The organism is bacterium (assembly GCA_040757115.1).
GTDB lineage: Bacteria > UBA9089 > CG2-30-40-21 > CG2-30-40-21 > SBAY01 > JBFLXS01.
Map to the genome: position 1 here is coordinate 1 of JBFLYA010000032.1, position 25869 is coordinate 25869.

Annotated in this window: 30 protein-coding genes; 25 read left to right on the top strand and 5 right to left on the bottom strand. The window is 32.1% G+C overall.

The genetic code is table 11. The features are described 5' to 3' along the window. Window positions 1–598: 598 nt before the first annotated feature. Window positions 599–1528: a methionyl-tRNA formyltransferase gene (gene fmt / locus AB1422_04160; GenBank protein ID MEW6618529.1), complete on the top strand. Its 930-nt coding sequence runs from the start codon at window positions 599–601 to the stop codon at window positions 1526–1528. Window positions 1529–1583: 55 nt separating this feature from the next. Here fmt and AB1422_04165 read toward each other — a convergent pair whose 3' ends face one another. The 3 genes from AB1422_04165 to AB1422_04175 all read right to left on the bottom strand — a co-directional run bounded on the left by AB1422_04165 (window position 1584) and on the right by AB1422_04175 (window position 3684). Beyond that, on the bottom strand, window positions 1584–1826 hold the full coding sequence (locus tag AB1422_04165) for an Lrp/AsnC ligand binding domain-containing protein (GenBank protein ID MEW6618530.1): 243 nt from the start codon (window positions 1824–1826) through the stop codon (window positions 1584–1586). An 82-nt stretch (window positions 1827–1908) separates the two neighbouring features. Next, window positions 1909–2634: a TIGR02253 family HAD-type hydrolase gene (locus AB1422_04170; GenBank protein ID MEW6618531.1), complete on the bottom strand. Its 726-nt coding sequence runs from the start codon at window positions 2632–2634 to the stop codon at window positions 1909–1911. A 204-nt stretch (window positions 2635–2838) separates the two neighbouring features. Then, the gene (locus tag AB1422_04175; protein ID MEW6618532.1) at window positions 2839–3684 is read right to left on the bottom strand and encodes a hypothetical protein; all 846 of its coding nucleotides are present in this window, start codon (window positions 3682–3684) and stop codon (window positions 2839–2841) included. 150 nt (window positions 3685–3834) lie between these two features. Between AB1422_04175 and AB1422_04180 the strand changes: the two genes are divergently transcribed. The 21 genes from AB1422_04180 to AB1422_04280 all read left to right on the top strand — a co-directional run bounded on the left by AB1422_04180 (window position 3835) and on the right by AB1422_04280 (window position 23188). Further along, a complete protein-coding gene (locus tag AB1422_04180) occupies window positions 3835–4035 on the top strand; it encodes a helix-turn-helix domain-containing protein (protein ID MEW6618533.1) in 201 nt (66 codons plus the stop codon). A 22-nt stretch (window positions 4036–4057) separates the two neighbouring features. Beyond that, window positions 4058–4372 (top strand): hypothetical protein, encoded by a 315-nt coding sequence (locus AB1422_04185; protein ID MEW6618534.1) that lies wholly within the window; start codon window positions 4058–4060, stop codon window positions 4370–4372. 803 nt (window positions 4373–5175) lie between these two features. Next, window positions 5176–5610 (top strand): response regulator, encoded by a 435-nt coding sequence (locus tag AB1422_04190; protein ID MEW6618535.1) that lies wholly within the window; start codon window positions 5176–5178, stop codon window positions 5608–5610. After that, window positions 5556–5855, top strand: coding sequence for an AraC family transcriptional regulator (locus AB1422_04195; GenBank protein MEW6618536.1), 300 nt, complete (start codon window positions 5556–5558; stop codon window positions 5853–5855). The genes AB1422_04190 and AB1422_04195 overlap by 55 nt, the downstream gene beginning before the upstream one ends. Before the next feature lie 241 nt (window positions 5856–6096). Beyond that, window positions 6097–8436 (top strand): MMPL family transporter, encoded by a 2340-nt coding sequence (locus AB1422_04200; protein ID MEW6618537.1) that lies wholly within the window; start codon window positions 6097–6099, stop codon window positions 8434–8436. Window positions 8437–8655: 219 nt separating this feature from the next. Beyond that, window positions 8656–9432, top strand: a complete 777-nt coding sequence (locus AB1422_04205; protein MEW6618538.1) for an outer membrane lipoprotein-sorting protein — start codon at window positions 8656–8658, stop codon at window positions 9430–9432. Beyond that, the gene (locus AB1422_04210) at window positions 9425–10780 is read left to right on the top strand and encodes a DUF1302 family protein (protein ID MEW6618539.1); all 1356 of its coding nucleotides are present in this window, start codon (window positions 9425–9427) and stop codon (window positions 10778–10780) included. Before AB1422_04205 ends, AB1422_04210 begins: the two co-directional genes overlap by 8 nt. Window positions 10781–10995: 215 nt before the next feature. Next, on the top strand, window positions 10996–11346 hold the full coding sequence (locus tag AB1422_04215; protein MEW6618540.1) for a cupin domain-containing protein: 351 nt from the start codon (window positions 10996–10998) through the stop codon (window positions 11344–11346). A gap of 32 nt (window positions 11347–11378) precedes the next feature. Beyond that, window positions 11379–12353, top strand: a complete 975-nt coding sequence (locus AB1422_04220; GenBank protein MEW6618541.1) for a hypothetical protein — start codon at window positions 11379–11381, stop codon at window positions 12351–12353. A 73-nt stretch (window positions 12354–12426) separates the two neighbouring features. Continuing rightward, complete coding sequence (locus AB1422_04225) at window positions 12427–13938, top strand: radical SAM protein (protein ID MEW6618542.1); 1512 nt, start codon at window positions 12427–12429, stop codon at window positions 13936–13938. Window positions 13939–14197: 259 nt separating this feature from the next. Next, window positions 14198–15034, top strand: coding sequence for a class I SAM-dependent methyltransferase (locus AB1422_04230; protein ID MEW6618543.1), 837 nt, complete (start codon window positions 14198–14200; stop codon window positions 15032–15034). Window positions 15035–15052: 18 nt separating this feature from the next. Beyond that, window positions 15053–16039: a hypothetical protein gene (locus AB1422_04235; protein ID MEW6618544.1), complete on the top strand. Its 987-nt coding sequence runs from the start codon at window positions 15053–15055 to the stop codon at window positions 16037–16039. Between the two features lie 34 nt (window positions 16040–16073). Next, entirely contained in the window at window positions 16074–16736 is a 663-nt protein-coding gene (locus AB1422_04240; GenBank protein MEW6618545.1) for a hypothetical protein, read from the top strand. Between the two features lie 41 nt (window positions 16737–16777). Continuing rightward, window positions 16778–17767, top strand: coding sequence for an AMP-binding protein (locus tag AB1422_04245; GenBank protein ID MEW6618546.1), 990 nt, complete (start codon window positions 16778–16780; stop codon window positions 17765–17767). Then, window positions 17748–18353: a hypothetical protein gene (locus AB1422_04250; protein ID MEW6618547.1), complete on the top strand. Its 606-nt coding sequence runs from the start codon at window positions 17748–17750 to the stop codon at window positions 18351–18353. Before AB1422_04245 ends, AB1422_04250 begins: the two co-directional genes overlap by 20 nt. Window positions 18354–18362: 9 nt before the next feature. Next, complete coding sequence (locus AB1422_04255; GenBank protein MEW6618548.1) at window positions 18363–18656, top strand: hypothetical protein; 294 nt, start codon at window positions 18363–18365, stop codon at window positions 18654–18656. 150 nt (window positions 18657–18806) lie between these two features. Then, entirely contained in the window at window positions 18807–19343 is a 537-nt protein-coding gene (locus tag AB1422_04260) for a hypothetical protein (GenBank protein MEW6618549.1), read from the top strand. A 463-nt stretch (window positions 19344–19806) separates the two neighbouring features. Beyond that, complete coding sequence (locus AB1422_04265; protein ID MEW6618550.1) at window positions 19807–21189, top strand: asparagine synthase-related protein; 1383 nt, start codon at window positions 19807–19809, stop codon at window positions 21187–21189. 22 nt (window positions 21190–21211) lie between these two features. After that, on the top strand, window positions 21212–22207 hold the full coding sequence (locus AB1422_04270; protein MEW6618551.1) for an L-tyrosine/L-tryptophan isonitrile synthase family protein: 996 nt from the start codon (window positions 21212–21214) through the stop codon (window positions 22205–22207). 13 nt (window positions 22208–22220) lie between these two features. Beyond that, window positions 22221–22688, top strand: a complete 468-nt coding sequence (locus tag AB1422_04275) for a thiamine pyrophosphate-binding protein (GenBank protein ID MEW6618552.1) — start codon at window positions 22221–22223, stop codon at window positions 22686–22688. Between the two features lie 176 nt (window positions 22689–22864). Then, window positions 22865–23188: a DUF6444 domain-containing protein gene (locus AB1422_04280; protein MEW6618553.1), complete on the top strand. Its 324-nt coding sequence runs from the start codon at window positions 22865–22867 to the stop codon at window positions 23186–23188. Between the two features lie 346 nt (window positions 23189–23534). Here AB1422_04280 and AB1422_04285 read toward each other — a convergent pair whose 3' ends face one another. Both AB1422_04285 and AB1422_04290 read right to left on the bottom strand, forming a co-directional pair. Then, a complete protein-coding gene (locus AB1422_04285; protein MEW6618554.1) occupies window positions 23535–23945 on the bottom strand; it encodes a hypothetical protein in 411 nt (136 codons plus the stop codon). Window positions 23946–23958: 13 nt separating this feature from the next. After that, complete coding sequence (locus tag AB1422_04290) at window positions 23959–24306, bottom strand: hypothetical protein (GenBank protein MEW6618555.1); 348 nt, start codon at window positions 24304–24306, stop codon at window positions 23959–23961. Window positions 24307–25108: 802 nt separating this feature from the next. Between AB1422_04290 and AB1422_04295 the strand changes: the two genes are divergently transcribed. Genes AB1422_04295 through AB1422_04305 form a run of 3 tightly spaced genes read left to right on the top strand, consistent with a single transcriptional unit; the run spans window position 25109 to window position 25765 of the window. After that, entirely contained in the window at window positions 25109–25324 is a 216-nt protein-coding gene (locus AB1422_04295; GenBank protein ID MEW6618556.1) for a hypothetical protein, read from the top strand. A 19-nt stretch (window positions 25325–25343) separates the two neighbouring features. Next, window positions 25344–25580: a transposase gene (locus AB1422_04300; protein MEW6618557.1), complete on the top strand. Its 237-nt coding sequence runs from the start codon at window positions 25344–25346 to the stop codon at window positions 25578–25580. A gap of 44 nt (window positions 25581–25624) precedes the next feature. Then, window positions 25625–25765, top strand: a complete 141-nt coding sequence (locus AB1422_04305; protein MEW6618558.1) for a hypothetical protein — start codon at window positions 25625–25627, stop codon at window positions 25763–25765. Window positions 25766–25869 lie beyond the last annotated feature (104 nt).

Below are 25869 nucleotides of genomic sequence, written 5' to 3' on the forward strand. Positions count from 1 at the left end.
TAGCAGGGTTTCTCAAAGAGTTGGAGGAATTTGGTAATATCTTTGCTTCAAGTATTTTAACGCTGAAAGGAAAGAGATAATTTTACTGAACTTTGGCAAAGATAGTTGATAGTTTATAGTTGATAGTAGATAGTTGAAGGACTATAGACTATAAACTATAAACCATAAACTATAAACTATACACTATACACTATAAACTATAAACGAGTTTTGCATTTTGCTCTTTGGAGGAAATCCCTTTTGGACACCAAATCTGCATAGATTTCACTATTAGAGTTATTTTCAGACACCACCCAGACTTTTGAGCCTAATTTTGCCATCTTTGAGCAAAATAAACAGATTGATAAGGATAAAGAGAACTTTAGATAGCCTCAATAGTAGCATAAAATTTACGAAAGTCCAGTTCATAAAATCCAGTTTTTAAGTTGTCGGACTTCTTATGTTAAAAATTAAAGTCAAAACCGATAAGAAAAAAAGGTAGATTTTATGTCAACAGCCTGTCAAGGGGCAAGGTAGAAAATAAGTGGCAGTGCTTCTTGTTCCTTGCTTGTTGAACCTACTACCTGAGTAAATAATTACAAATAAAGGAGCTCTCATTATGCGAATCCTTTTTATGGGCACACCTGACTTTGCCCTTCCTTCATTAGAAAAAATAGCCAGAAGTGAATATGAATTAATTGGCGTCATTACCCAACCTGATAAACCTACTGGCAGAAGTTATAAAATCACTCCACCAAAAGTGAAAGAATTAGCCCAAAAGTTAAATCTTAAAGTCTGGCAACCAACCTCATTAAAAAATAAAGAAGGATTGGAGCTCGTTAAACGACTTGAACCTGATTTAGTTATAGTCGTTGCCTTTGGCAAAATTCTATCACCCGAATTTTTGCACATACCTAAACTCGGAAGTATAAATTTGCATGCCTCTTTATTACCAAAATATCGTGGTTCAGCACCAATTCAACGGGCAATAATTCAAGGAGAAACTAAAACAGGTGTTACCGTTATGTGGATAAGTGAAGAATTAGACGCAGGAGATATTATCTTACAACAAGAAGTAGAAATCTCATTTCTTGACACCGCCGGAACATTATCACAAAAGATAGCTTCTACTGGCGCCGAACTCTTATTAAAGGCGATTAAACTAATTAAGGAAGAAAAAGCACCGCGGATAAAACAAGATACTTCTCAGGTAAGTTACGCTCCAAAATTAAACAAAGAAGATGGCTTGATTAATTGGAAAAAAACTAATCTGGAGATTTATAATCTTATCAGAGGTCTAAATCCATTCCCTGGAACACATATCTACTATAAAAATCAATTATTAAAGGTTTGGGAAACCGCAATAATAAATGAAGAAGGGTTACCTGGTCAGGTATTAAAGATTCTTAAAGATAAAGGACCTGTAATTGGAACAGGTAAAGGTTGCCTCTTGATAAAACAAATTCAGCCTGCTAATAAAAAAAGGTTATCAGGGATTGAATTTGTCAATGGCTATAGAATAAAAGAGGGGCAGATAATCGGTTATTAATCAACACGACACTCTTGATTCTTACTAATTACCGGTTACTTGCTTACTGATTACCTTATTTTTCAAGTGGAACAATAATTGCCGTTTGAGTTCTTCGGATACCATTTACGGTTTGAATCTTGGATACAACCATCTCACCTAATTTTTCTAAGTTTTCTGCTTCTAATAAGGCAATAATATCATAAACCCCGGTCACGGCATTAGCACTTTTAACCCCAGTAATATTTCTGATGGTAAGACAGGCATTTCCCACTTTTCCACCTTCTGCTTCAATTAAAATATAAGCATTGACGGCCATTTTTTTACCTCCTGAAAACAATGAGCAGTCATCAGTATGCAAAAATCAGTCCCTTTGCTCTCTGATGGCTGAACGCTTACTATTACTTGAGTGTAATTTCATATTTTTCTCTTAAAAGGGAAACTAATTGCATCATATCACGAATAACCGCATGAGGTTTGGTATTTCCTTCATTAAAGGCATATTTGCCACCTCGCTGGTAAAAAACAGTAATTAATCCAGCTTCATTTGCCGGGTCAATGTCATTTGTCGGATGGTCACCAACATACATTGCTTCTTGCGGTGCAATTTCAAGCATTTCACAGGCGCGGCTAAAAAGTAATGGGTCGGGTTTACGAATACCCATTTCTTCGACAAAAAACATCGCCTTTTTATCAAAATATTTCAATAATCCAAGCCGAATAATCTTCTCTATCTGCTTCAAGGTGATACCATTAGAAATAATCCCTAATTTTATTTCCTCGCACTTTGATAACACATCTAATGCCCATTCTACATCCGGAAAAGGTTTTAATTCTCTTACCTTAGCGTCATGATAGGCAACTATACCTGTGGCAATAATAATAGATTTATTCACATCTAATTTTATATTTAAACGAGCAATAAGTTCATCGTAGTGCCGTTCATAGTTAGCCCCAAAATCTTTAGTCACCTTCTCTAATTCTTCAAATGCCTTAAACTCATCTACTCTTAAACCTGCATCTACCATAGCTCTAATCGCACTCATTCGAGCTAAACGAGTGAATTCCGTCGTGGAATAAAGTGTATCATCTATATCAAAAAATATAACTTTTAAATTTGTTCCCATCTTTAATTATACCTTCCTTGACTGATAGAAAATTGCTTTTTGAACATTTTGGATGTTACCTTCTCTTTTGCCTCGTTAGATAATTTTTTTATCTAACGGATTTTGTTGGGGATATTTTACCAAAAATTTTACCCTGTGTCAACAAAAATTTCGACCTGTGTGTAATGCGTCAGTGAGAGCGTTGCGTAGGACTTAAAGCTATATCTACGGTCCCAGGTATTGCTTTACCTCATTTTTTGCCATCTTTTTGTTTCTCTTGACATTTTGAAGTCCCAAAAGACAACCCAAAGGGTCATTAACCAGTCGATAAAAGGGCATATCTTTAACTTCTGGCATAATTATCTCCAGTGGAGCCTTCCCGCTACCTGGTTGTTGCAAAAACAGATACATTACCAGAAAACACAAAAGTCCTCTCCTGGCACTCCCTACTGAAAAAAACCCACATCTTTTCTTGTAGAATTGGTTGAAATCCCTAAAAAACCGCTCTATGACATTGTTTGTCTTTGGAAACTTCTTACTCCCTATAGCAGGCAGAAGATTTGGCAATATCTTCTCTGTGTTCTCTATCCAGCCTTGAATACCTAATTCCTTTCCATTCTCCTTCAGTCTTCCCAATCTCCTCTTTGCTGTCCGTTTATCATTAGTTTGCAATACCTTCTTTAGTTCCTTCTTCCGCTCTTTGATTACTTCCTTTTCCTCTTCACCACCATTATCAAATTGTTTTTTTACCCACCGACTCATAGCTTCCTGATGATGAAAATGACATAACAAATGCTTTATACATTTCCCTAACGCTTCTCTGATATATACGTATCCCGCCATCCCATCCGTAATAAATACGCTGGGTATTTGTCCCAACATCTTTAGTTGATACCCTATCCACCAACATGCCCATTTCCCTCTCGACTCCAAAAGTGATGTCAGTATTGGTAACCCTGCCCTCGCCTCTAATACTACAAACCAATAATACCATTTCCCTTGTATCTTTAGCCACTTCTCATCTATATACACCATAGTTGCCTTTACCTGCTTCTTTATCCACTCAGACACTAATGGTCAAATCTCCAAACCTAATCCAACTATCCATCGTCCTACCGTAAATGGATTTTTTTAAAAAACTTATTTGGGTCTCTCTATATATTAAAACGGATTTATAATCATAAATCGGACATAATCTAAAAAAATTTATAAAGGGAAGTTATGCACAATATTCACGATAGAACACAAGACCTCATTATGAAAGCCAAATCAGGTAACAGAGAGGCACTAAATGCTCTCTTAATTCGATACCAGGAGAGGATACTTCGTATTGTACGATTACGGCTTAATCCTAAACTTCGGCAATGGCTACAGTCAGTAGATATTCTCCAGGAGGCACTTATTTCAGCTTCAAGAGGTTAGTGAACAAGAAAACACCCATTATATTGCTATGGAATATATCCCTGGTGTGTCACTCGATAAACTCATCAGTGCCCTGTCATTGCAAAAGAAGAAAAATCCTACCATAGAAGAAATAAACTCTCTCTTTACAGAGATTTTTATCTCTTTTGTCCCTTTAGATAAAAAAGAGGAGTTCAATCTATCAAAATTTGGAGATTCATATAGTCACTTTGTATCGGCACTGATAACAGAAGTTGCTGAGGTTTTGGATTATGCCCATCAAAGAGAGGTGTATCATCGAGATATAAAACCATCTAATATTATCCTGAGACTAGTGCTCTGTCACAGAAATTTCTGATAGATTGGTAGCCGCAGGTTTCAGCCTGCGATCATTTCGCAACCTAATTGCTTTTTCATAAATAGGTTCCTCTTTTGGGGAGAGCGATAGCAAGAAGAACTTTAATGTAAATATCAAAATGCAAATATCAAAATTACAATGCAAAATGCAAAAATACTTGTAAATTAACAAAGTAGCTGGAGAATATTTTGATTTTTGATTTGTAATTTTACATTTTGATGTTTGATTTTTAATTTATTTTATGGTATTCCAGAAAAGTGGAAGTTAATTTTGCAAAAACCATAAGGTTGCGGCTACCACTGAAGCAAGAACAGATAGTCGCACAGGAAGCAGACTATTAAAAACTTATGTGACAGTGCACTAGAAGTGAGGAAGGGACACGGAGTTGGGAGACATTTTTCTCAATTAAGGATACATGTCGAAAGCTTGGAGTGAATTTTCGTAACTATCTGTACGATAGACTTTCTGGAGAATACAGGCTGCCATCCTTGGCAGAAATGATTGGAAAGGCAAGTACAGTTTGTTGTCCATGTGGCCCTTCGCCATAAAAAACGGTTCTTTAGATATTATGTGGCTGTTGAAGCTGTAAGGTGCAGATTGCCACTTGATGGTGAGCAGTTACCTAAAAATGTAGAAAAATGCTAAAAAAAAAAACAGAAAAATGCTACAATTTTTAACTTGACATATAGATGATTACAATGTATATTTAAATAAGTTAGAATACAGAATTGGACAGATTTAAGGACACGGATAAACAGATTTTTTAATTTAGGATTTATTATCCTTAAAATGAGAAAGCAAATATGAAACCTGCAATTTCTAAAAATATACTAATAGTAGATGATGACAAGACTTTCTTAGAGAGTCTAACAACTGGTTTAGGTGAGGAATATCCAGTAGTGGATGGAGGGGAAGGAAAAGAGGCAATTGATGTAGTAAGAAAAAGTGCAATAGATGTAGCCAGAGGGGATATAAAATTACTTGATATAGACGGACTTGAGGTACTTCAAGAAATAAAAGAAATAAATAATAAGATAGGAGTTATTTTAATTTTTGATAAGCCAAATGATATAAAAAACCTGAAAACAAGGATAAAAAGTCTATTAAAATTAAGGAGAGATAACACTTATAATTTTAGAGAATATCCATTAGATTTAGAGAATCGGATTGATAGAGTAAAAGATTGCTTAAGACAAATAATGGTAAATATAAATTATACGAGGTCGCCCATGAGATAGGATTAAGTCCAAAACACCTGAGTAGAATATTTAGGGAAAATAATGGTAAAAGTTTTACGCAACTACGAATAGAAATAAAAATGGAATATGCAAAACACCTACTAAAAAATACCAACTTAACTATAGACCAGATAACTTACGAACTTGGCTATTCACACTGGAGTTCTTTTACGAGAATGTTTAAAAAGAAGAATGGAGGTTCACCGACTTCATATCGTAAGACAAATAAAATGGTTGCTACTTAAAGTTTTATTAGTAATCCTTTAAGAAAATAAAAAAATAGAGGGCAGGACAAAGAAAATTTAGACTCCGCACAAGTCTGATAGAGCAATCCCCAAAAATTAATTTTCGGGAGAATGCCTTCTTTGTCTTGTGCCCTCTTCTATAAATGATACACTATTTTAATAGAGATGTCAAGAAAAATGCATTTTTTTCCAGAATGAACAAAGTAAATTCTTATCAGACACTTATAAGGAGACACTATATATGAAAAAAATTATTGAATCTTGGGCTAATTTTGTAGTTAAACATCGTATATTCGTAATTTTAGGTACTATAATTTTAGTAGGCACCTTATTTCTACCTATGAAAGGACTTTTTTTTAATAATTCCGATGAACTATGGTTTGTGACTAATGATCCGGATCTGGTTAATTATAGAGTGTTCAAAGAACGTTTTGGTGCAGATGATTATATTGTAGTTGGCTTAGAAGGCAAAAAGCAGGATAAAAATATATTTAATGCAGAAACATTAAAGGTTATTTCTGAAATCAGTACTTTTCTGGAAGATCATAAAGATATTGATAAGGTAGTGTCAATTAGTAACTATCAGTATATTCATGCAGATGAAGATGTCTTGCAGGTGGACAGAATTGTGCCGGAAGAATTAGAAGATTTATCTTCATTTCAAATAGAGGAAATGTTGCAAATTATGCAAAAAGAAACCATAATTCATGATAGGATCATTGCTAAAGATTTTCGTCATACTTTGATTTTAGGTCGGTTAGTTAAAATAAGCGAAGATAATAGCAATTATGTACGACTGGTACATGATCTAAAAAAATTTATTGCAGATCAAAAATACCAACAAAAAGGCTGGATTTTTCACTATTTCGGAAATCCAGCTGTTTCAGAAGCTCTTTTTACCCTAAGCATGCATGACTCTAATAAAATTCATCCTTTAATGTTTTTAATGCTGATCATTTTACTCTTGCTTTTTTTCCGAACCATAACCGGACTTTTCATGCCCTTAATCGTAGTTGCTGGTGCGATTATTACTACTTTTGGCATATTAGGCCTTTCAGGCTGGGGGTTAAATCCTCTAACCATATCCTTGAATTTACTAATTATAGCAGTGGGTATTGGTGATGCGATTCATATTATTACAAAGTTTTATAAATTTCGTGCTCAGGGATTAGAATCAAAGGCAGCAGCAGTAGAATCGCTTAAACATTTATTTATACCCTGTTTTTATACCTCGTTAACCACGGTTTTTGGTTTTATGGCTATTAGTGTCAGCAGTCATATAGCAGCTATCAGAGAATTTGGGATACTGGCAATGATAGGTATTACTATGGCCTTTATTTTATCTGTGACAATAATGCCAGCACTTTTAAGTTTAATACCTGGAAAGGATACAGGAGCACTCAGAATAGTGGAAAATAGTATTGTTACCCGTTTAACTGCTAAGTTACTTGCTTTCAATGTTAAAAACCATAAAAGTATTATAGTAGTAGCTTTAATATTTATTCTGGCTTCTCTGTTAATGACGACTACTATTTCATTAGATACAGGTATAGAGAGTTACTTTAAACCACAGGATAAAATTCGGATGGACTTGGATTATGCTGATAAAATCTATAAAGCCGGTAGTAGGTTAGAGATTATGTTGGACAGTGGCAAGGGAAATGGCTTAAAAGATCCTGACTATTTAAACCATGCCTTAGAGTTTCAAAATTATCTGGAACAAAAAATCCACATGGGTAAAGTCAATTCCTATCTTAATTATCTTTGTAAGATGAATCAGACTATGCATAATAATGATCCTGCCTACTATAAAATTCCCTTAAGCTCAGAATTAATTGCGCAGTATTTGTTGCTCTATACCAGTTCCGGGCCAAATGAAGATTTATCTGATTTAAAAACTTTTGATAATCGATATATGCGGATTTCCGTCAACATGAAAATGCTGACTTCATTTAAGACAAATAAGGAAATTAAAGCAATCCGAGATATATTGCAAAAGGATTTCAAAAATTTAAATGGAGTTGTCACCGGAACAACTGTTTTAGATAGTGGTCGGGATAAATATGTTCTAACCGGCTTACTGAAATCATTCTCTTTAGCTGTAATTTTAATTACTCTCTGTTTCTTAGTGATTTTCCGTTCAATTAAATACGGAATATTAGTTCTGTTGCCCAGTTTATTTCCTATTGTTTTTGCTGGAGGGATTATGGGAATCAGTGGAATAAATTTAGATCTACCCAATATGATTATTGCTGCTATTATTTTTGGAATCACAGTGGATGATTCCATTCATTTTATGACACATTATCTTAACTCTCGACGTCAGGGAGATAGTATAGAAGTGGCCATTCAGGCATCTATCCGGGAATCAGGACAAGCTATAATTTTTACATCCCTGATTTTATTCTTAAGCTTTAGTATTTTAGCGCTATCTGCTTTTGTGCCTAATGTTCATATGGGAGTATTCTCCGCCCTGATAGTTTTAGTGGCTTTGTTTGCTACCCTGATATTATTACCGGCAATTCTATTAGGTATAGGTAAAAGGGCTCAACGTGGATGCGTGGGGGTAGATGTTGAATAACTGTCATTCTGAGCAGATATCGGTAAAATACTCAGGTCTCCCAAGTGAGTCATTGTGTCATGTATTTGTATAAACCGGAGACATAGGTAACACTTTATAATTAGCTTTGACAATATGAAGTCGGTATAAGGGAGTTTAAAAATGTACAAATTATATCATCGTAGACAGCTATTTATATTTACTATAATTTTAGTTTTTATTTTTATATGCCCAGGAATAATGGCTGTCAGTCAGGATAGCGATGATGACATAGATGCTGATTATATAATGTATAAAATGGATAATCTTGAAGATGGTGATACTGCTATTATGGATTTAACTATGGTGCTGATCAATAGGGCAGGTAATAAAAAAATTAGAAAATTAAAAGCTTTTAGAAAAGACTATGGAAAAGATTCAAAATCTTTAGCCTTTTTTCTCACACCAGCAGATGTTAAAAACACAGCGTTTTTAGGATTTAATTGGGATGATCTGAAAAAAGAAGATGATATCTGGATATACTTGCCAGCTTTACATAAAGCTAAGCGGATTGCTTCCAGTAATAAGAAAGATGCCTATATGGGAAGTGATTTTAGCTATGCAGATATAAATGGTTTAGACATCAGAAATTGGCAACATAGTATAAAAGAAAGCACAGATGAAGTGGATGGTTATGCCTGCTGGGTTATTGAATCAGTACCTAAAGATAATATAAAAGAAAAAGTGATAAATGAGACAGGGTATATTAAAACTCTGACATGGGTAAGAAAAGACAACTTTATTATGGTACAAAGAAAGATATGGGTTAAGCAAGGTAATAGGGTTAAATATCTCAAAGCTTCAGATATAGAAAAAATACAGGATATATGGACAACTAAAAAAATGAAAATGATTACCACCAAAAATAACCGCAAAGAACATGAATCAATCTTTATCATAGACAAGATTTCCTACAATCAGGAAATGAATGATAATATTTTTACCTTACAGCATATGGAAAGAGGTTTAAATGAATAAAAATTACGTGCCCCTCATTTTTGGCTGGGTGGGTATGTTGATAAGTACTATAGTTTTTGCTCAAGATAGTAATGATTTTTTCTCTGATTTTTTGCAAGAAGATACTTATTTTTTTAATTCGTCAGGGGGGGTTGCCTTAAGTGGTTTTTATAAGCAGGAAATCGCTTATAGTTATAATTCTTCAGACTCAAACTTTAATTTTGTGCGACAACAGCCTGAAATATCTAAAATTAAATCAATCTTAGATATTACTTTGGATGCTAAAATCTTAAATCAGATTAAATTAAAATTAAATGGAAGATTTTTTTATGATAGCTATTATCTGCTCAAAGGCCGAGAAAAATTTTCCAGCCAATTATTAGAAGCACATGAAAGAGAAATAGATGTTGGGGAAAGTTTTATAGAAGCAAGTATCACAGATTATATGTGGTTAAAATCCGGTCGTCAGATAATTGCCTGGGGAGAATCTGATATCTATCAGAATACCAATGTTATTAATCCCCAGGACAATCGGGAATTAGGTCAGGAGGATATAACAGACAGATATATTCCTGCTTTGGCTACTAAACTTACTTATCTGGCAAACACTGGGGAAATAAATCTGGCAGTTATTCATGAAGTAAGAGCCAACAAATATGGTGCCAGCGGGTCAGACTATGATCCCTATATCAGACTTAGAAGTGAAGAAGATATAATTATCAGAGAAAAACTTCCCCCAAGTACTCTGGATAACACTCAGTGGGGATTTCGGTTACGAAAAGCTTTGCATAGCGGAGATGTTAGCTTAATTTACGCTGATGTATTTGACAAAAATCCATACTTATATTTTGATGATGAAAATGTTACCCTCAATCTCAATCGTATTCAGGTATATGGAATAGCCGGTAATTATGTGTTAGGGCAGTGGTTATATAAATTTGATATTGCCAGAAAAATTAAAAGTATATTAATGCATAAAGACATGACTGAATTTAGCCATAAGAATATAATCCAGGGCATGATAGGCATTGATTTTACTGGAATAACCGATTTAAGATTAACTTTAGAAATTAACCACACCCTAATTGAAGCATATAAAAAAAATTTACAAGATGATGAATTATCAAGAGAATGGTTGATTACAGCTACATATAATATGTTTAATAATTGTTTACATCACAATTTATTTTGGACACACTTATCTAACAATAATGGTGATATTTTTGAATTGGAAACAGTATATGCTTATTCGGATGATATTCAAATTTCTATAGGAACCATATTTTATATGGCCTCTGATAAAAAAGGGTTCATTTATCCATACAGAAACAATAATCGGATTTTTGCTGGGGTTAAATATAGTTTTTGATGATTTAAGTGACATATTAACAAATCAGGAGCTGTATTGTGTGAACTATCATATCTTTTATTTTTAGACTCCAACGGTCACAATAGGTATAATTAGGAAAGAAAGTTTGGCTCTACGCGGATTCTCAGATGGGACAGATTCTGGTTCATCAATTCTTTTAATTCAGAAAGAAGGTAAAAGAAATGACATATTTGCAAAAGGAGGAAAATCTAAATATGGATGAAAATTTAGAAACTCTAAGTTCAAATTGGATAAGAGGTAAGAATAAATTAATAGGTGAAAAAGCTGTTATTGATACAGTAAGCGGGAACAATATGAGTGTTGCAAGGTATACGATGCATGAAAAAATGAATGTGGCAAAACATTCTCATGGATATGAGCAGATTGTTTATGTTTTAAAAGGAAAGATGATTTTGACTATTGAAGATAAAGATTTCACAATGAAAAGTGGAGATATTCAAGTTATTTTAAGTGAACAAGAACATTCTGCCAGTATAGTTGATGTGCCATATCAATGTATCGAGTTTTATAGTCCTAAAAGAAATGATATGCAATTGAATAAATAATTTATAACAATAAAAAACTAAGGAGTATATTTATGTTTAAAGAAGGATATGAAAAATTTAAAGAAAGTGTTATTGAACTAGATATTATACCAAAGGAAACTAAAAAAATAATTATAGGGATGTCTGGTGGAAAAGATACAGTAGTTATGACTCATTTTTTATTGGAATACAAAAAACATGAACGCCCAGACATTGAATTAGAGATGTGGACTGCTCCAGTTCCACACTGGGAACAAATGCCAGAAAAGTTATTTAATACATCACTTGATGAAAATCAAAAAGCATTACTTATTAAGCAGAAAAAAGTGATGGATGATTTTAAAGCATACTGGGCTAATTTACTTGAATGCAAAATCATTCCTGTGCAACAAGAACTTTATGAAGATCGCATTTTTAATATGGATTGGGGATGTATGATGTGTTTTAGTACAAAAATGAAAGCATTCCATAAATATCTATTAGAGCAACTGTATGAAGATAATACCCTCTTCGCATTTGGGTGGACCAAATGGGATGCTCATTATACCTTACTTTCACATATGATGAAATCTGATGGTTCAAAGTGGTTTGATGTAAAAAAGAATCAGATTCAAAAGTATAAATCTGATTGTGTGTTTTTAGCTTCATTTTCTGCATATCCTCGTGTAAATATAGGTATTCCAGGGAAAAAGATATTTAGAATTAATCCAATTATAGAATTTGATGATGGAGAGACATTTGTGATATCAAGAGAGTTTAAAATTCCAATTGTTATTGATATTTGCAAAGAATTGTATGGTGAAATGTTTGATCAGGATAGAAGATATTTATCAAAGTATCTGGAAATATATTCTAGAAATCAATCTCGATTAAAACTTTCTAATGATTCATTGTTATACAGTTATAGAAATTTAGTAAAGTTTTTAAGAGATACAGAAATACTTCCACCTCTTGAAGAAATTGAAGGGATAATGTATAACGCGTACAATTCTAATTTTGATGAAGTATTTGAGTTGCTAAAAAAATAAAATTTATAGTCAGAAAAATGAGAATACTTTTATAATATTTAATATCTTCGAATTATCGTTAAGGAGATAAGAAATGACATGTTTGCAAAAGGATGTTCTTTTAATTGGTGATACCTTTGTTGCCAATTTGCTAGCTAAAAAAAATCAAGATAATGGTATTGAACACATGGATAATACGACAAAACAATTCTTACCAAGTGCAGCATTTGAAGATTCGTTTTTTAACGCTTTAAGGGAAGACTTTCAACAAATCACTCTATCTGATACCATAGAAGATTTGTTAAATAACTCAATTAATCCAGCAGGACTACATCTTTCATCAATTCTTGAGAAGGAAGGCTTTTCATATGATGTAATTAATTGTTCATTAAAACATCATGAAAAATTAGTTAGCTTTTTAAAAAGTACAAAATATAGAGTAATTGGAATATCAACTACATTCACATTAGATAGAGCATATATTCTTAATTTAATAGATTTGATAAAGAGAAATGCACCTACATCTAAAATAATAGTTGGGGGCATATTTATTGTTAAATTATTTAAACTGCAAAAAAAAGAAATATTGCAAAAAGAGTTATCGTTATTAAATGCTGACTACTTTGTATTTAACGAGATAGGAGAGCAATCATTAATCGATATTCTAAATTATGAGCAATACTCTAAACCTGATATTCAGAAGGTATTAAACATTGCATATAAAACTGAAAGTGGTTTTATAATTAATTCATATAAAACAAATGATATTGATACCTCTATTAGCAACTGGATATTATCAAATAACACAAACTATGCTTTTTTACGCACATCGATATCTTGTTTGTTTAAGTGCAAGTTTTGTGATTTCCCTCTTATAGCAGATAAGTATAAATCAAAATCAATTGAGGTTATACAACAAGAGTTTAAAAATATTGAAAAGGCTGGTATTAAATACATTCATTTTTTAGACGACACCTTTAATATACCAAAGCAACATTTTTATACCATATTAAATGAGCTTGCTATCAAAGGTTATAATTTTGAATGGGTTGCCTATATTAGATGTCAGCATCTTGATAATGAGACAGTTAGCTTAATGAAAGAAACTGGATGTATTGGCGTTTTTTTAGGGCTTGAGTCAGGTAATAATGATGTGTTAAAAAACATGAATAAAGGTGCAACTGTAGAAAAATATCTTGATGGGATTTCATTTTTACATAAGTATGAAATTCCGACTTACGGTGCTTTTATTATCGGATTTCCTGGAGAAACTAATAAAAGTATTGAGGATACAATTAGGTTCATAAAACAAGCTAGGTTACAATATTATCGATTATTTTTGTGGTTTTATGATCTTCGATGTCCAATAGCACATGAAGCTGTAAAATATTCACTTGAAGGTTCAGGATATAAGTGGAAACATTCAACAATGACATCAGATGAGGCTGTAGAAAAATGTAAATTTATATGGAAAGAAGTAAATAATTCTATCCATTGTACAATTCCCTTTGATTACACCTTTTATTTAAATAGAAATGTCAACACTAAAGATATCTTCAATGAGTGCTTAAGGCGTTTTAATGAACGGAATGCAAGCCAATTCTAAAGGGTACGACATCTCGGGGCATCCATATAAAATATCTTTCGATGTTACGTCTAATTTCGACAAACGAAAGATATTAAAAAAATGTAACTGTTCAGGTAGTATGGGAAAGTACATAACTATAATGTAACCTAAAGGTTAAGTGTTTACTTACTCTTAACAATGGTCCAAAAATTGACTAAAAATAGTTAAAAAACCGATGGATTTAACCTTCATGAAACACAAGATGTAGTGGAATTAGCATAATTAATCCATCTATACAGTGGCTGAACGGTTACAAAAAATGATGGAAGTTAAAAGAGAATTAAAAAATAATTTTGATGTTAAGGGCGGCTTTGATGAATTATCTGAATTCTACGATTCAGATGAATTGCGCTTCTTTTTAGACAGCTCCAAACTAATGGTTAAGGAACTTGACCTGACGGGTGTTAAAAATATTTTAGATGTAGCAACAGGTACAGGTCATACTGCCATTGAAATGGCAAAAATTATACCCTACGGTAGTATAACTGGAATTGATATTTCTCGTTCTATGCTTGAAAAAGCAGAATTTAAAAGGGGCAATTTATCTAATGTTGAGTTTAAGCAGCATGATATGACGTTTTTAGAATTGCTATATGGTAAATATGATCTTATTACTTGTTCGTTTGGGACATACTTTGCTAAGGACATGGTTCAATTCTTCAAAAGTGTATTCGATAAATTAACTGAAGATGGGAAAATTGTATTACTTAACTTTGCAGAGGAATCATTTATGCCATACGGTATGTTGTTTGTTAAAGATTTAGGGAAAATGGGTTTTTTCAAAGAATTTCCACCGTCATTTTCTATTCAAAATCGTAGATGTTTAGATAGTTTGAATATGGCGAAATTCGAAAATGTCAAAATAATAGAAAAACAATTGCAATATACAATAAAAAATCCGGCAGAATGGTGGAAAATTATATGGGGTACAGCATGCAGGAGTTTTTTAGCAGATTTATCACTTCAAGATATAGAAGTCTTTAAAGATTATCATCTAAAAAAAATAAAAACAATGATTGATGAAGGTATAAATACATATAAGGTCAATATATTAATTATAATTGGAACCAAATAGGAAGTATAGGAAGATAAAATGAAACTAAATACCAGTGTAAAATATATGGATTATTATATCCCAGAAAAAACTGTTTCTGTTGATGAAATATTATCGATGAATAAAAACATTTCAATTGATTCTGTTAATAACTATGACGAGTTTGTTCAACAATTTAGAAAACAAAGTGGACTGGACAGGATTGCTGTTTTAGATTCAAAAGATAATTTGGCTAACATAGCATCTGATATGGTAGATAAGCTTTTTCAAAATACAGACATAAAACCATCAGAGATAAAGTATTTAGTCTGCGGAAATCGTGTTTTAATGGATGATAATATCTCTACGATACATTATATACAAAAGAAATTTAATCTTGAAAATGCGGTTATTTTGCCTATATTTCAAGACTGTGCCTCAACACTAATTGCGATGGGAATATCTGAGAAATTATTAAATAAAAGTGCTAAAGAATATATGCTCGTTTTAACAGCAAGAAAATGTCCAGATATCAAAGGTAGGTATGTTGGTTTTACGGTAATGGGTGACGGGCTATCACTAGTATTGATTGAAAACAAACCAGGTAGGATTAACATAACAAACTGGTGTTCATATAATAATGGGGTAAGTAGTTATAGCAAAATGGAAGGTTCGGCTAAGAGTTTAAGTGTAATTAATTTACAGATGAATATTATCACCAGTGGTGTTTCATTTTTACAAAGGTCTATGAAAAAAATTGATATTATGATGGAAAATATAGATAAAATTATTCATCCAAATACTAATTATGATGTATTTCATGAACTTTATAGTAATTTACTAAATATTGAACCAACAAAGTTTTACCTTGACAATATACGAAATGGCGGCCATATTAATGATGTGGATCTTGTTAGAAATACTAAGGATTATATATATAAAAACAAATCCCAAAAAAAAAGAATGAATGTGTTAATTTATGGTATAGATCTTGTTCAATCACTTGATATAAATTACCATATCATAACTCTGGAAATCAGTTTATAAGGTAACTGCAAAAATCTAATAAGGAGGATATGATATGAACATGTTTAAAAAATTAGTTGATTTTTATCTTCAACAAGATGAAGTAGAAGTATTATTAAGGCACTGTGACGTTGAAGAAATAATATTTTTTGTTTTAGGTCCTAATGGAACACATATAAATATGGCAGCTAATGAATGGGCAAAAAAAATAAATGTTTTTAATAAATCAGTTTTTCATTTTGTAGAAACACTAGAAATAGCTGTATTAAAGGCAAAAGAAGTAGTTGATGTCCATAGACTTCCTATTTTTGTAACGTGTGCCGTTTATGATAAATTAAACAAACTATTTTTTGGAAATCCTGATTGTTACTTTTTTCTACATCACCATTACATGCGATTAGATAATATACAGCTATCTGCTAGAAAAAAGGTTGATATTATACCACCAGAATGGATAATCGCATCTCACCCGTCACCAAAATTTCTAGTTACCCACCTACCAAATAGAATCATAGAAACCTCATCAAATTCAAAGGCAGCAATACTATGTGCCGAAGGGAAAGTCGATTGCTGTATTACAAACGAGACATCAAAAAATCTCTATAACTTGGAGACGATTTTTCATTTTGGGAAGCCAATATTACCATTTTATTTTTCAACCACATTATCTGGCATAAAGATTCTTAAAAAAATAAAGGCTCTGCAAAAAAAATCATGATTTTCTGGGGAGCAGATGCTATTATACTGAGGGAATAAATTATGAATAGGTTGGATGAAATAATTAATATCAGAAAAGAGTCTAATGAAATAGCTATTATCCATAAGAATAAATTTATTAGCTATAAAGAGTTATTTATTTATGCATCTAATTTAAGTAATATCATATGTGAGAATAAAACTGGAGTATCCCCAAATATAGTTATTTATCTTGAAAAATCAATAGAATATATTATCAGTATTTTCGGCATATTAAAGTCTGGGGCTACTTATATACCAATAGATTATCAAATTCCGCTTGAGCGTTTGAACTATATTATTAAGAACTGTAATTCATCCTTTATCATTACTAATAGCAATGGAGTTAAAAAGTTAAGAAATCAAATATATAGTAATATGAAATTTATTATTATTGATGATTTCAAGAATGATACACAACCAGAATTAAATAATAATCCAAATTTAATTTATTGGTATAACAAGGACAAAAAAGATTATTTCGATAATAAAAACTACAATGCGGAGATTGCCTATATAATTTACACTTCTGGTTCAACGGGACATCCGAAAGGAGTAATGATAAAAAATGAAAGTGTAGTAGCTTTTATTTTATCTATAATAGAATTAGTTTCTTATAATAGTGAGACACGATATTTAAATGTTTCTCCATTACATTTTGATGCTTCAGTTGTTGATATTTTTTGCACATTATATGCTGGTGGAACTCTTATTTTAATGGATAATTTTGTTTTACCAAATAGTCTCTTAGCAACTATGCAAGATCAAAGGATTACTGATACTCTTTTAGTGTCCTCAATTCTTAAATTACTCACTAGCAGATACAGTAAGTTGGAATCATTTGACTTAACCCATTTAAAAACTATTTGGTATGGAGCTGAGTCATGTCCAGTGAAAGTAATAAAGGAAATCAAGAAAAAACTACCAAATATTAGATTTATACATGGATATGGGCCTACAGAGGCCACTCATACCACAACTTTATATATTTTTGATGAAATTGATAATAATTAATGAAGACTTTATGCCTATAGGAAAACCATTACCAAATGTAGAAGTATTTGCTCTTAATGATGTTGGAAATGAAATCATGCCTGGAGAAGTTGGAGAGTTGTATATTGGAGGTGTTCAACTATTTGCAGGTTATTGTAATGATATTCAAAAAACAGAATCAGTAATAGTAAATAAGATTTTAGAGAAGAAGGGCAGATTTTACAAGACAGGTGATTATGTAACTATTGATAGTGAGGGCAATTATATTTTTAAAGGTAGAAAAGATGATATGATTAAAATTGCTGGACAACTAATATATTTAAAAGAAATTGAGAAAGTTTTGTTGTCATATAACAAAATAATAGATTCATTTGTATATCATATTGATGATGAATTATTTAATTCCAAAATTATTGCTTTTATTGTAAGTCAATCAACTGATGCCATTCTTGAATCAGAATTAATCAATTATCTAACAAATAAACTACCTAAATACATGATTCCAGCAAAATTTCATTTTTTAAATGCTGAAGAAATCCCTAAATCATCTACTGGTAAAATTGATAGACAATCCCTTATCGATTTAGCAAAACAAATAATTAATTAGGAGGCAATAATGGACTTAGAACAATTTTTTGAAGTGAATAAAAGAGTTAATTTAACCTGGTTTTATCCAAAGATATGTAAGTTTCAAGATCAAAAAGAAGAAGATTCCGTTTTTTTTCAATTTTTAGAAACTGATAAACCCAAAGCTCCTTTTCTTTTATATATACATATACCATTTTGCGAATCTTTTTGTGCTTACTGCGCTTGCTTTAAAGAAAATGTTTATAAATATAGTAGAGAAGAAAGAGTCCAATTTGTTAATGCAATGATTAAAGAATTACAAAAATATGCAAGCACTCCTTGATTGTCATTCTACCGCTAAAGAGAAGAAAGAGGGGGGATAAAGGATTTATTCAGGCAACGGTTTGAAGAAGGATTAAAGAATATCCAGGCAGGTCTTTGTAAAAGGAATGGCACCAAGAAATATGAAAAGGTTATTGAAAGAATAGGACGGTTGAAAGAGAAGTTCAAGCAGGTAGCCCATTATTATGAGATTAGTATTGAGACAGATAGTAAGATGAAGAAGATTGTTGCCATTAGCTGGTATGAAAAGGAAAGAGAAGGTAATGAGGGTGTGTATTGTATACGAACCAACATAAATGGTTTCAATGAGCAAGAGATGTGGAATATTTGGACAATGCTTACCGATGTAGAGGATGCTTTTAGATGTATGAAATCTGAATTGGGGTTAAGACCTGTCAATCACCAGAGAGAAGATAGAGTAGATGGGCATCTTTTTATTACGGTTCTTGCTTATCATATTGGACACACTATTCGTTTTAAATTACGTCAACAGGGCACACATTATAATGGGGCAACTATTCGTCAGTTATTGTCTACCCATGTAAGGATACCTACAACGATGAAGAGAAAAGATGGTAAGTTAATTCAGATAAGGAAGTCTTCAGTATCTGAATTATCTCACAAAGAAATCTACGAGGCTTTAAATTTATCTTATCAACTGGGTAAAACTATTAAATTGATTTTGTGAGCATACAAACTATAGTGTCAAAACTCAATTTCTCTATTCTGTAACCTATTGATAATACAAGACTTATTTTTTGAAAGTATGAAGTTGGGTTAAAGATAATAAAGGTGCTAAAAAATGGATTCAAAGGACCCCACTGATGGCTGTGGGGAAGACTGACCATAGATGGACTCTTTTAGAGTTAGTGACTTATAAAATACCACCTGTTTCTCGTTGTTAATTGTATTAGGACACGGAGGGAAATTGGAACTTGGAATTTATTTGAGATTTGGTGCTTGAAATTTGGAATTTTTGCATTGAAGTACATCTGTTTCTTCAAATGGCTAAAGTGTTACAATTTTCCCCATTTTCCCACAGAAAGTGGGAGAGGTAAACCAAATTTTCATAACTATGTGAAAAATAGAGACTTAAAAGAAATTTGAATAAAAATTTTTGACAATACCAAAAATATAAAAGGGTAATTTGTATGATTCAAGAATTATTTAACAATTCATTTATCGTTTCAACCAGAAAACTAACAATTCAAAGATTTAAAAACTGGATGTGTAAAAAAAATGGCTATTACATTACTGTTTTTAATGAGGCATTAGTATCTCAAATTAAAAAAAATGATTTATATATTAATTTTGATACAATGCAAATCATGAGCAAAGAAAAAAATCAATATGGACTAAGGATCGATGGGAATGTTTTATTATTGAGTAATAATGAAATGAATACTAGAGATCTTTATTATATTTATGATAAAAATGCTAATTTATTTATAATATTTAATAATTTACTTTTGGCAAAAGAAATTTTATTGAAATCCGGACTGTCTTTAGAATATGATTATAATAAAATTTATGAGAATGGAAGTTATTTTAAGCATATACAATTGCTTGAACATTCCGAAGTGATAACAATTAACAATCAAAACGGAACAATAACATTAACCAAAACAAAATTAGAAGATGTGTTAATTCAAATTAAAGTTAATAATCTATATACCATAGAAGCTGTTAATCAAAAATTATTAAATATATTAATTGAAACTACAGAAATACTAACCCGAAATTATGATAATGTTTCAATTCTTTTATCCGGAGGTTTGGATTCTGCAACTATTGCCTATATTTTAAAAAAATTGAATAAGAATGTAACAGCATATACAGTAGGTACAGAGTGGGATAATGAATATGAAGATGCAGCAAAGATTGCTAAGTATATTAATATAAACCTTAACAAAATATTTCTATCCAAAGAAGAGATGTTAAGAGAAATCCCTTATATTATTGCTTTTTTAGGGTTTAACAATGATGAGAACATAGAAATTTCATTAGTTCCGCAGTGTCTATTTAGAAAAATCAGCGAGCTCTATCCAGATCGAAAAATACTTTTTGCCACCGGTTTTGGTGCTGATCTCATTAATGCCGGTATTTATCATGAATTTAATGATTATGATGCATTAAAGGAGCAATTAATTCAAGTATTATATAAGACTAGAATGAGTAATGAGTTATATAGTAATTTGTTTTTCAACAATAACAGTTATTTTCCTAATATAAATGTTGTGCATCCGTTTTGGAATATTGAGGTTATAAAGGAATCTTTAAGGATTCCAACTGAATTTAAAATACAAAACAATATTGGCAAATACTTCTTTAGAAAAATGATGGAAGAGCATTTGGGGAAAGAAAATGCTTGGAGGTCTAAACAGGCTATACATCAGGGGACAGGTATAAGTGCAAATTTGAAAACAATAATATTAGATAAGAATGAAATTTTACAGAATGATGATTATAAATTATATTATAAGGACTTACATAAAAAACTATTTTTTGAAAATGATTTTTCACTGTTAAAATAGTTATAAAAAGTGGATTATAAAAATGAAAAACTGTATTTATTTTAATATTGCTGATTATGATATATGCAAATCCAGTTATACGATTGAACCTGTTTTTCAGAATTATCTTAAGACTAAAATAGATTATATATTATCAAATAATCCTGTTAATAGCATAAAATCGGATGATATTCCTTCGGATTTCTTTAAAATTATCACACATAGGGAATTTAATTGCCAGTTAGCAAATAAAATAGTACAATGGAAAGAGACGGTAGTTCGTGAGGCTGGGATGTACGTGTCAAAAAATGAACCTATAAAAATTTATTTTGCATTAGGCGGCGGATATAAAGCTTCACTCGATGTACTTAATTTTAATACATTGAATTATTCTATTGGTCTGGGGGAATTGCTCGTTATTTATCAAATTAAAAAACTGGATGAAAAGATAAAACAAATATATAAACCAGGTATTACATTCAATATCGTAATAGATAATGGCGTTGCTAATTATGTGAATAACATACCCCGAGAGAAAACATTACACTACTGTAATTTGTTAAAAAAATTAATTGTAAAATTAAGAATGGATCATTGTATTAATCTTATAATTCAAACTGAAAATCTGAATTGGGATGAAAATATCAAAAAAATAAGTTATACTCCATTAAAATTAAAAGAAATCTCTGAAAGGCAACATGCTAATGTTATGCGATTTTTGGGTAGGAAATGTACATATGAGGAAGCATTAATGCTACAGAATAAGTATAATGCCTGCATGTTAATTTCCGGGCAAATAATAAAACAGGCTAGAGAAAACGATTTATGGTTTCTGCAATACAGCAACAACGGCGAGTTAACTTTCAGATCATTTCCTGGTGGAGTGTGTAGAATACAAGTGGGTGATATTGCATTGGTGAATAATCATAAAGTAATCCCATTTTCACTTTCAACTGAAAATATAAAGAATTATAATCCTTTTTGCTATAAAATTAATTTTGAAAACTTTTTCAAATTAATGCATATCATGAATATCTGAAAGCTATAGTCATATGGTAGAACTATTATTAAGCGAATTAATTAAAAAAGGATATGATTTTTATACAGGAGTACCTTGTTCATTACTCATCTCCTTTTTTAATTATATCTACGCGAATCCCAGTAAACTTACATATGTTAGTGGATTAAGAGAGGATACAGCAGTGGGTATATCAGCAGGTGCTTATTTAGCAGGGAAAAAACCTGCAATTTTAATGCAAAATTCGGGATTTGGTTCATCCATTAATGCAATCACCTCATTATTATTACCTTATGATATACCAGTCTTTTTTATCATCGGATACAGAGGATATCAAGGTAAGGATACGGAAGAGAATAAAGGTATGGGAGCATTAACCGAGAAATTATTAGCTGATTTGGATATTCCCTATTTATTTTTACAAAAGAGTTCAGTTAATGAAATAATGGATTTTCTTATTGTTAATTCAAGTAAGAGCAGGGCATTATTAATTACAGAGTAACAACTCAGCTTTGGTTAAAGTGATGGTAAATTTCTTCTTAATTTTTTTCTCAAAAATGCCGATAAATATAATAGAATGGGAAATAAATACCCGAAGAAAACAAAAACAAAAGAATCACTGTACTTGGATTGCAAAATAGTTAAAGAGATGGAATTAAAGATAGAAAGACAAGAGCATTGATAGAGAAATTAGAGAAGGATATAAAAGCCTTACAAAACAGACTTTCCTTAGACAGCCGTAATAGTCACAAACCCCCATCTTTTGATGGATTTAAGAAGAAGGTCATTAAAGGTTTGCGTAAACTCATGGGAAGAAATTCGGGTGAACAACCTGACTATAGGGGAGAAACATTAAAGATGGTAGATAACCACCGAAGGATAATTAGACATGGTGTAGAGAGATGCAAGGGGTGTCAAAGAGATATACAAGATGCAAAGCCAATAGATATAAAGAAAAGACAGGTTTTTAGATATACCTCTAGAGGGTATAGAAGTAATTGAGCATCAAGCGGAGGTAAAGAGAGGTAATAATTGTGGAGTAGTAAATGAAGCAAATTTTTCAGAAGATGAAAATACCCTATCCAGTACGGGAAGAGGCTAAAATCATTAGCGGTTTATTTTATTAATTGTAATTTTGGTCAATAATTTTCCCTTAATTTTGAGGAATAAATTGGCCTAAAAAAGACAGTTAAGAGAGGGGGTAAGTAGGATTAAATAATCCTGAGAGGGTGATATTTAAAGGAATATTTTGGTCTATTTTGGGATTTTGGCAAGCAAAGGGGAGGGAGGAGTTGCCAGAGCTGGTCTTCTGGCAAATCCTGGGGTTGGATATAGAGATGAGTTATTTTCAGGGAAGAGGCAGGTCATCCTGATTTAAGTCAAAGAGACGGAAGGAGGAAGCGAGGAAATACTCTGGTTGATCAAAGAAGGTGGGGATATCCTGTGTCATAAGCCAATCTTTAATAACACAAAGGATATCAGGTATTTTTCGGTGAGGGATGAATAAGATTTTGTCAGGATGATTGATGTTGCTGAAGAAGTGATGGGCAGAGGTAGAGGAATTGAACTGGAGTTGGTCAAAGAAGAAGATAGAGGGTTCAAATTGATGTTGTTTAAAGGGATCAATCCAGTTAAGGAAGAGGGAATTAGAAGGTAAGTCTTTAAGGTAGAAGTTTTTGCTGTCTAAGAGAGCAAAGGAGTGGGAAAGGATGACCGCCTGGAAGGAAGTTGATGAGAGATTAACGCCGACATACAACATAATTACACCTCCATTAGATTTCCTGATTGGCAGCAAAGACATGCTCTTGGGTTAAGGTTTGAGTCTTGTCGTGGAAGCCAGCGGTCATAATTTTAAGGGCTAAGGAGTCGATGAGACGAGGGATACCAGCGGTATGTTTGAAGATAGCCTCTATAGATGCTGGAGAGAATGGGGATTTTTGGCAGCCTTTGATCGAGAGGTGGTGGGAGATATAAGGTTCGATCTCATCCTTTGTCAGAGGGATAAGGTGATATTTGAGATGAATACGCTGATTAAAGGAGCTAAGGATAGAGCGAGCAAGCCTATCGCGGAGATGGGAGTGAGCAACTAAGATAAAGAGAGCAGGGTCAGTAGAGTCCATATTGAAGTTGGAAACAATTTGGAGTTCATAGAAGTTTTCATCCTAAAATCGGCAAGTTCACAGCTGCAAATAGTTCGACCTGTGAAATAGGTTTCGACCTGTGTGGTTAGGTTTATACTACTGTATTTTCTCCTTCGCCCCTGCGGGGCTTAATTGATTTTTAATCTAATCTTCCGTAGGTTAAAACCTATGGCTAATATACTGCAACCCTTCGGGTTTTAATAATGATTTTATTAATTATCCTATTTAGACACCGAAGGTGTCGAGGAATTTAGCCGCAGATTTTAATCTACGGAATAATAGTGCTCCATAAGGCAAGCCTTGACAGGGCGTAGGAAAGATTTCAACACATTCGTATTTTATCGGAAGTTTTTCTATTTTTCTTTAAAACCTATTTCACAGGTCGAAAAAGTGTGCTAATGAGAGAAACATAATTGTCTCAAAAGCAATTTGTTTCTTTTGGTGAAACTTTTCCTGAAATGTAACAAAAAACCAGGTAAAATTGTCACTTAAACACTCTTTAAGATAATAAGTTGATTCTTTACTCCTGTGCATATTTCTTTGCCTCCTCCCTGTTTTTTTGGATAGTTTTGTTATCCTTTATCCATTATAACATAGGAGGCAAAGAGTTACAACTACTTTAGTTATAAATGGTTATACCCTTGTTTCTCAATAGTTAAGCATTTTCATTTGAGTTAATCTTTAACTCTATATGTTTCAATCTGTTTTGTAAATTTAGGAATTATCAGTCTACAATATAAATCAGACTTATGAAGAAGAAAAGGCAGAATGGGCAGAAAAGATGATAAGATGTTTGCTTGATATAAAAGAAAAGACTGATAATGCAAAAGAGAATGATAAACAAGCATTAGAACCTAAAGTGATAGAGTTTTTTGATCAAAGATATGAAACAATATTAGAAGAAGGAGAGAAGATGTACTCAGCTAATCACAATAAAGAATCAGGAAGAAGGGGAAGAAAAATCAGAGCAAGAACAAGAATCTACTGGATAGATTAAAGAAATACAAGAGACAAGTATTGCATTTATGTATAATCTTTCTATCCCTTTTGACAATAATCTTGTGGAAAGAGACATAAGGATCATGGAGATAAAACAAAAGATATCAGGATGTTTCAGGAGTGAAGAAGGTGCAAGATTCTTTTGCAGAATAAGGAGTTATATTTCTACCAAACAAGGACAAAACATTATTGATGCACTATCTTTTGTTTTTATTGGTAAGCCCTTTGTACCTATTAGAGTTGAAGATGGGTAGGCTGAGGAGTTATTTTACAGAATAATATGTTAGGAGATAATTAAGTGAATACAATTGAGTGTATTGAAGTAATAATTAGAAACTTAGACGAGATGCCAATTTTATTTTCTAATGGTTTTATAAGCAGGTATGGATATAAACTTTTGGACCGTAAGTGCCACTTTTATCCTGAAATCGGCAAGTAGTTGAGTAAAAAGGGGGGAGTGGGGTAAAAAAGAAGGCTATTTTGACAAATTGGGGAGAGAATTAAGGAAAAGATGAAGGGAATTAGATAACAGATAGGATTAAG